This is a genomic window from Paenibacillus sp. E194 (assembly GCF_000935845.1).
GTDB classification, from domain to species: Bacteria; Bacillota; Bacilli; order Paenibacillales; family Paenibacillaceae; genus Paenibacillus_B; species Paenibacillus_B alvei_B.
Genome location: NZ_JMDX01000282.1, coordinates 1 through 6,548, shown reverse-complemented (window position 1 = coordinate 6,548; position 6,548 = coordinate 1). Strand labels below are relative to the sequence as shown.

Genomic DNA, 6,548 nt, shown 5'->3' with positions numbered 1-6,548 from the left:
AAGGAATTCGCTGTCTTTTCTCTCTGTTCAAGAGCTAACGTAATGGTCTTGAAACTATCAAATCAATTTCCGGCTGTACCACTTCTCCCCGCGGAAGCGCCAGAGGAAGACGGAGCCGCGGATCCCCCACTCTATGACCATTGCGATCCATACCCCCATGATACCAAGGCCAAGCGGTATCCCGAGTACATAGCCCAGAATGACACGGAACAACCACATCGTGAGCATAGCAGTAATCGAAGTAAAGTTGGAATCACCCGCTGCACGAAGAGCCGATGGCATAATAAAGCTGATCGACCATAAGAATGGCTGGGTAATCGCAATCAGCACCGTAAGTTTAAAGATCTCCGGAATGATCTCTGCCGGAGGAGAGAACAATCTCACGATCCAAGGGAATAAAGGCATGAGAATTACTGCCGCAATAACGAATATGATGGAGGACAGCCACAGGAATGACTTGATAAACTTCCTCGCATCCTCAATGTTGCGTCGTCCGATGCATTGGCCTACGACCGTGACGATCGCGATGCTTAAGGCATTCGCTCCGATCTGGAACACAAGCGATATGGAGCCGCTTATGGCATTGACCGTGATCGCAAGCGTACCGAGCTGCACGATAAACGTCTGCGTCAGCAGCTTCCCGCCGTTAAAGAACATCTGCTCCGCTGCAAATGGAACGCCGATAATCATAATTTTTTTCAAAATCGAAAAATCCAATTTCAGTGCATTCTGAATTCGGAACTGCAACGTCTGATTGATCTTCAACAAATAAATTAACGATATCACCATCCCCAGTACACGAGCCGTAAGCATGGAAATGATCAATCCGACTACGCCCATATCGAATACCGTAATGAACAATATATTCAGGAACAGGTAGGTCAAGTTCATAATGAACGATAGACCCAAGCAGGCCTTCGTCTCTGCCACGCCGCGCAACGCCCCCGTCACAGCTTGGAAAATCGCAATGAATGGGTACGTGAGGCAGCTCCCGATCAAAAAGATCCTTGCGTTATCCAGTACATCCGCTTCCGCACGACCGAACAATAAGTCTAGAGTGGGGTTATGAAAAATAATAACAACCGCACTAATCAAGATCGACAGCAGCGCAACTGCCGATATGGCTTGAGCAGCTGACTTCGAAACCATATCCGCATTGCCCCTGCCTTTATACTGTGCGACGATGACGGTTCCCCCCGTCGCCACAGCTACAAACACGTTGACCAAGAAGATGTTCAACGAGTCCACCATACTGACCGCACTAACCGCCGCTACCCCTGAGGAGCTGATCATGGCCGTATTCAACAGGCTCATCAAAATAATAAAAGCTTGATCCACAAATATCGGAATAATAATCGCGATAATTTGCTTATAATCAAGCGTTTCTCCTGTGAAATATTTATTCAACAGGAAGATCGTTCTTCTCTTTATACTGGGAACAATTGTACTCACCGTATCATCTCTTCTTCGTGTATTGTGCCAAGGATCCCCTTGACCTTACATAGTAACGCACTATTATACCACTCTTTTGAGGAGATGAAAGTGAGGTGTGCTGCCTTATTCACGCATATTTCGTGGTTTCCGAGCAGGGTACTCGCTTTTGCAGTCTTTTTATGTACATATAGCAGAGATGCGGCTTCTTACTCGCCTTCACATCATGTCCAATCATAATGAAACATACTTTACGGTTGAGTTCGAGATCACTCCTACAGAAAGTTCCTTTTTATACTCTCCCAGCGAGTTCTAATCGCCGGTCACCCAGTCATTGCATCGCATGATATTTCCAATATTCCGAAAGCACATTCACTCCTGAGCGAAAAGTTGTTCTTTCGGCAAATCGCGTTATACTAATTCGCTTTTAGAAAAGTATCTAATCGTTTTCCCATTTTCAATTGCATACTCAATTTCATTTTCCCTTGAAGCGTTAAGTATCTATTTGCTTGTTCAAATTGTTCTTTAAATTTTGTAGAGCCACAAAGTGTAATTACCTTCATCTATCTATTTCCCCTCTTCTTTCCGCTGATTTCTCAATCTAATAACCTTTGATACATCTTTTCGATTATGGTACTTTATATTAATAAAGACCAAGTGCTGCGAACACTTGGTCAATACAATTGGCTTGGATGGGTAATCCCTTCTTAGTCAGTTAAGAGTGCAGAACCCACTTTTGGCTGCAACCTTGGGGTGGGTTTTTACTTTCTCTTGTTGTTATGATTTGAGCCAGGCGAAGTTGCCTCTTCCTCTAATCTACTTAACTACTGTAGTTCCCCATCCATCATATTCGCCATTACATTCTTCTACTAAATCAACAAGAGTATCCGTAACTTCATTTATCGAATGGAAGTCGACGTAATCAGAACGATAGATATGAGAATAAATTTTATCGTCATTAGGAGCATCTGAATCGATTTCGAATCCCAAAAGTTTAACCTTAGCATCGAAATACTCTTTATCTTCAATAGATTGAAAATAGACCCAATGATCTACCTGTCTCTCATCTTCAAATGTATCCCCTGACTCTCGTAACTGATCGACAACTTTTCGATTCCCCATATGTTGAATTTGATATTTGTCGGGGTAAAGGTACTCAAAATAAAAATCCCAAGGATTTTCCTCTTCAAGATGAAGAACCTCTATCTCATATCCATGTTCCAAGAAATATGTCTCTGCTGCTTTTTCTAGCTCGTAAGGTTTAGAAAAATAATAAAATACATCCCGTATCCCATCAGTAGTCACCCTGCCAACATGGAATCCAAAACCTGCACTTTCATCATTGATTTTATCTTCTAGGTCATTGATTAATTCAGCCTCTTCATTAATTGGAGTACCGCTTTCTCCAGGGTTTTTGATTCGTATTCTTAAAACCATCGGATGTGGATACTCAGATTTCTCAATCTCCTTCCAGATATCCATATCCAATACAACTGATGCAAACTTACCTTCAATCTCACAAAAATAAATATCCCAATGATCAGACATATCGATCTATACCTCCTCAGGAAATCTCATCTTCTTCATACTATTTGCGAACCAAGTGCTTAGCCAAACATATATTACGACAAAACCTATACCCAATCTTTCGTGTAATGTTGCTTCCTGCTTTTATTTCTTTAAACGTAATTCAAAATCTTGACATGCGATAACGAAAACCTCGTCATATGTATATATTACATATTGCTTTAATTCCAGACCTCTTGCATTCTTTATATCTCTAAGTATTTTTGTATTACCTATTTCTACGAAGCTACTACTTTCATGATATGAATGATCAAACATCTGTAAACTTACATCTAACTCAACCATATTAAAGTAATAAACTTTCTTGAATAGCAAGTCGTATTTAATAAACTCTTCATCATCTGATTCTGTGCATAATCCTCCACTTATCTCACCAATTAATGTAACTTCATTCTTTTGATAATTGAATTGAATATCATCAAGGAAGATCGCGTCTCTTCCATGAATTTCACCCAATTCGGTTTTTATAGCTTTGATTTGTTCCATCTCTCTCATACCTTTCTAGCCCGATGCGTAAATAGTTGTTAGGTGATGTTCATCTTTTCCAGAGTTCTCGATCATAAAAGTCTAAGCAGAGAGACCATCCAACGTCCTTATAATCTTTATTGTGCTTCCTTCTTTCATAATAATCGATGTGTTCATGAGCATGATATCCCGGATGGCGTACAAATAAATCTCTTCCTTCTTCCCTTACTTCTCTACTATCAATAGATATGTTTACGAAGATTTCTTTACACCAATCAAAAAAAGAGTCTCATACTGTTCCTTGATATCGAGATAATCTTTATGCTCCCGGTACCAGTACTTACTTAAATTACGACTCCCTTCCTGATCCTTCGTTACAATGATTTCTTCTATATTCTCAGTTTTAGATTTTCTAATTAAGCTTCTAATCGCCTTCCAGTCATTCCTTTTGAACTGGATCGCATGATGTAATAATACTAGGTCATTCCCATTATCCTTGTTTGACCATCGATCGAGTAAATATTCGGTTAACTCATTCTTTCTTGAAGGTATAAAGATAATACTATCTTTATTAGTAGCAGCAACCGTTAAAATATTATCGAACTTTTCCAGGCTACGTTCATTACCTAAAATAACGGCTCCTGTAGCATCTGTACTAACTACGTACAAATCTTCAATCTCAGGTATCTGAATTAACACCTTATATGTCCTGCTTCCAAGTTTTACTTCGTATTTTCGAAATGTTATTTTCATTTTTATTTTTCCCTTAGACAAATTTCGTTGATAAAATGTTCCTCGAAATAGCAAATGGTACAAGACCTATTGTAAGCATTTATATGGAAAAGACAATAAGCCATACGTAAATGATAGAGGTTTTAAGAGTTCTATAACAACGAGCGTTTTCCAAAGAGACTAAACAACCTTAGTCCGGTTCAATACCGAACTAAGGTTGCTTAAAGGCTGCTTCTTTAGTGATGTCTACTTGACGAGAGTTTAGCAAGGCTCCAATCACAAGGGAGCTGCTGCGAGGCTAAATATATGCTCAGTTTAGATGTCAATCCTGGAATCATATTGAGATTGAAACCAAGTTACACAGCCAGAGCACTACACGTGCTGGATCAAGCTTCTCATCTCATTCACTGGTAAGTATCCGGAATTTTGCAAGTAGGTCACGATTTTTTGCACATACAGTGCATCAATTTGCGGCCAATAAAATCCGGACTTGCTTAAGACGATTTGTGTTTGTAACGAATCATGCTTGACAATGGCATAATCTCCCTCAAGCTGTTCTCCTGCTGCCATTAACATTTGAATGTCATGAATGTGCTTATCATCCTGGGATAATCGAAGCATAAGATCCTGGAACGCCGCGCCATCCAACAAATCAATCGCATGCCCCGACTTGTGTAGCAATTGCACGACCTCGCCAAGTCCAACTTTGTGATGATTGTACAAATGGAAGACGTAGTTTTCCCCAGCGCTTGCATCTGCTTTTATTAATGCAACGACGGCTCTGCTGCACGCATCAACAGGAGTAAACTCTATTTCATTTGATATCAATTGGTTCGAGGCAACCCCATGTTGCAACATAAATTTGAAGCGGCTCATAAATGCATTGTCCTCGATATTATGTTGATGTTGCCCATCACTGTGCCGGTTGGTCAGATTGCCCACCCGGTAAATGGCAGCGTCCACCCCATTCGAGATCGCTTGGAATAGTGCATGTTCCGCCCAAAATTTACTCTTCACATACACATTATCCTCATAATTTTGTTGTACGTAAAAATCGTCTTCGGTAAATACACGCTGCTCTTTTCCAAATGAAACATGACCTGATACGCTCATCGTGGACATATAGTGCAGTCTTTTATTACGCCCTACGAACGATATAAGCTCTTCCAGTGTTGTCACATTCGCTTTTTCAAAATCAGCGTAATTACCGAAGTGTTTGGTCAACGCTGCAGAATGGATGACACTACTGATCGTACTGTCAAGTTGAGCATATTCAGCATCGCTTAGGCCGAATTGTTTCTCAGACAAATCTCCCTTTACGATAACAACCCGGCTGCTTAGCATAACTTTATACTTCTCAAACTTGTCGTGGAAGTAAAAGGAAAGCTGTTCCAACAACCGACTCCGTGGGTCTCTTCCCCGAATCAAACAGTATACCTTGCTATTGGTTCCATCCAGCAGCTCCGCTAGTAAATGTATACCCAGGTAACCCGTGACTCCTGTAAGCAATACATTACCGATAGGGTCGTAGGTTGCATGAGCGATGTCTTTCTTCGGAGGCTTGTGAAATTTCAGCCTTGATGCATCGGAATGCAAGTAATCTGTAGAACCATGGTCAATTTTTTGTGCGATTTTTTGTATGGTTTGCAGATCGTAGTAATCCTTAACCGTTACATGCCATCCTTCTGCCAGCCCTTTTGCCAATGTCTCCATAATCTTCATGGAGTGTCCGCCTAAGTCAAAGAAGGAATCATGTACGCCAATTGAAATTTCCTCTATCCCTAACACGCTTGACCAAATCTGTACAAGTTTTCTCTCTGTTGCATGACGAGGCGCGATATAACTTGCATGTGTTTGCAGTGTACTGTCGATTTTCGGGAGAGATTTCGTATCAATTTTCCCGTTCGGCGTTAACGGCAAACTGTCCAGTTGCACAAAATACGTCGGCACCATATAGCTTGGCAATCGCTCGCTCAAGTATGTCCGCCATTCCTGTACGCTGCCTTCTCCGACCAGATACGCCGCGAGTTGCTTTTCCCCTGGCCTATCTTCCCGCACGATGACGACAGCTTGCTTGATCGCCGGCAACTGACTTAGCACCATCTCGATCTCTCCGAGCTCAATCCGGAATCCTCTGATTTTCACCTGGTCGTCGATCCTGCTTACATAGATCAGATTGCCGTCCGGCTGATACTTTACAGCATCTCCCGTTCTGTACATTCTCGCTCCAGACTCACCGCTGAAAGGATCCGGAAGGAATCGCTCCTCTGTCAGCTCTGGACGATTCAAGTATCCGCGAGTGACCCCTGCCCCGCCAATGTACAGCTCCCCAG

At 41.6% G+C, this 6,548-nt stretch carries 6 protein-coding genes and 1 pseudogene; 1 reads left to right on the top strand and 6 read right to left on the bottom strand.

Annotated elements, in window-relative coordinates; translation table 11 throughout:
• Nucleotides 1-57 precede the first annotated feature (57 nt).
• From AZ66_RS25090 to AZ66_RS25075, 5 genes are all read right to left on the bottom strand, one after another.
• Complete coding sequence (locus tag AZ66_RS25090; RefSeq protein ID WP_044357382.1) at nt 58-1,452, bottom strand: MATE family efflux transporter; 1,395 nt, start codon at nt 1,450-1,452, stop codon at nt 58-60.
• A gap of 395 nt (nt 1,453-1,847) precedes the next feature.
• Nucleotides 1,848-1,994: a hypothetical protein gene (locus AZ66_RS31635; RefSeq protein ID WP_156160074.1), complete on the bottom strand. Its 147-nt coding sequence runs from the start codon at nt 1,992-1,994 to the stop codon at nt 1,848-1,850.
• Nucleotides 1,995-2,247: 253 nt separating this feature from the next.
• Nucleotides 2,248-2,979, bottom strand: coding sequence for a DUF695 domain-containing protein (locus tag AZ66_RS25085; protein WP_044357381.1), 732 nt, complete (start codon nt 2,977-2,979; stop codon nt 2,248-2,250).
• A gap of 123 nt (nt 2,980-3,102) precedes the next feature.
• Nucleotides 3,103-3,504, bottom strand: a complete 402-nt coding sequence (locus AZ66_RS25080) for a hypothetical protein (protein WP_044357380.1) — start codon at nt 3,502-3,504, stop codon at nt 3,103-3,105.
• A gap of 231 nt (nt 3,505-3,735) precedes the next feature.
• Nucleotides 3,736-4,182, bottom strand: coding sequence for a hypothetical protein (locus tag AZ66_RS25075; RefSeq protein WP_156160073.1), 447 nt, complete (start codon nt 4,180-4,182; stop codon nt 3,736-3,738).
• Nucleotides 4,183-4,368: 186 nt separating this feature from the next.
• On the opposite strand from AZ66_RS25075, the pseudogene AZ66_RS33925 reads away from it, so the two are divergent.
• Nucleotides 4,369-4,440, top strand: a pseudogene (locus AZ66_RS33925) (IS3 family transposase); the annotation flags it as partial.
• A gap of 147 nt (nt 4,441-4,587) precedes the next feature.
• On the opposite strand, the gene AZ66_RS25070 reads toward AZ66_RS33925, so the two are convergent.
• Nucleotides 4,588-6,548, bottom strand: a 1,961-nt coding sequence (locus tag AZ66_RS25070; protein WP_044357378.1) for an SDR family oxidoreductase, incomplete at its 5' end; no start/stop codon positions are given.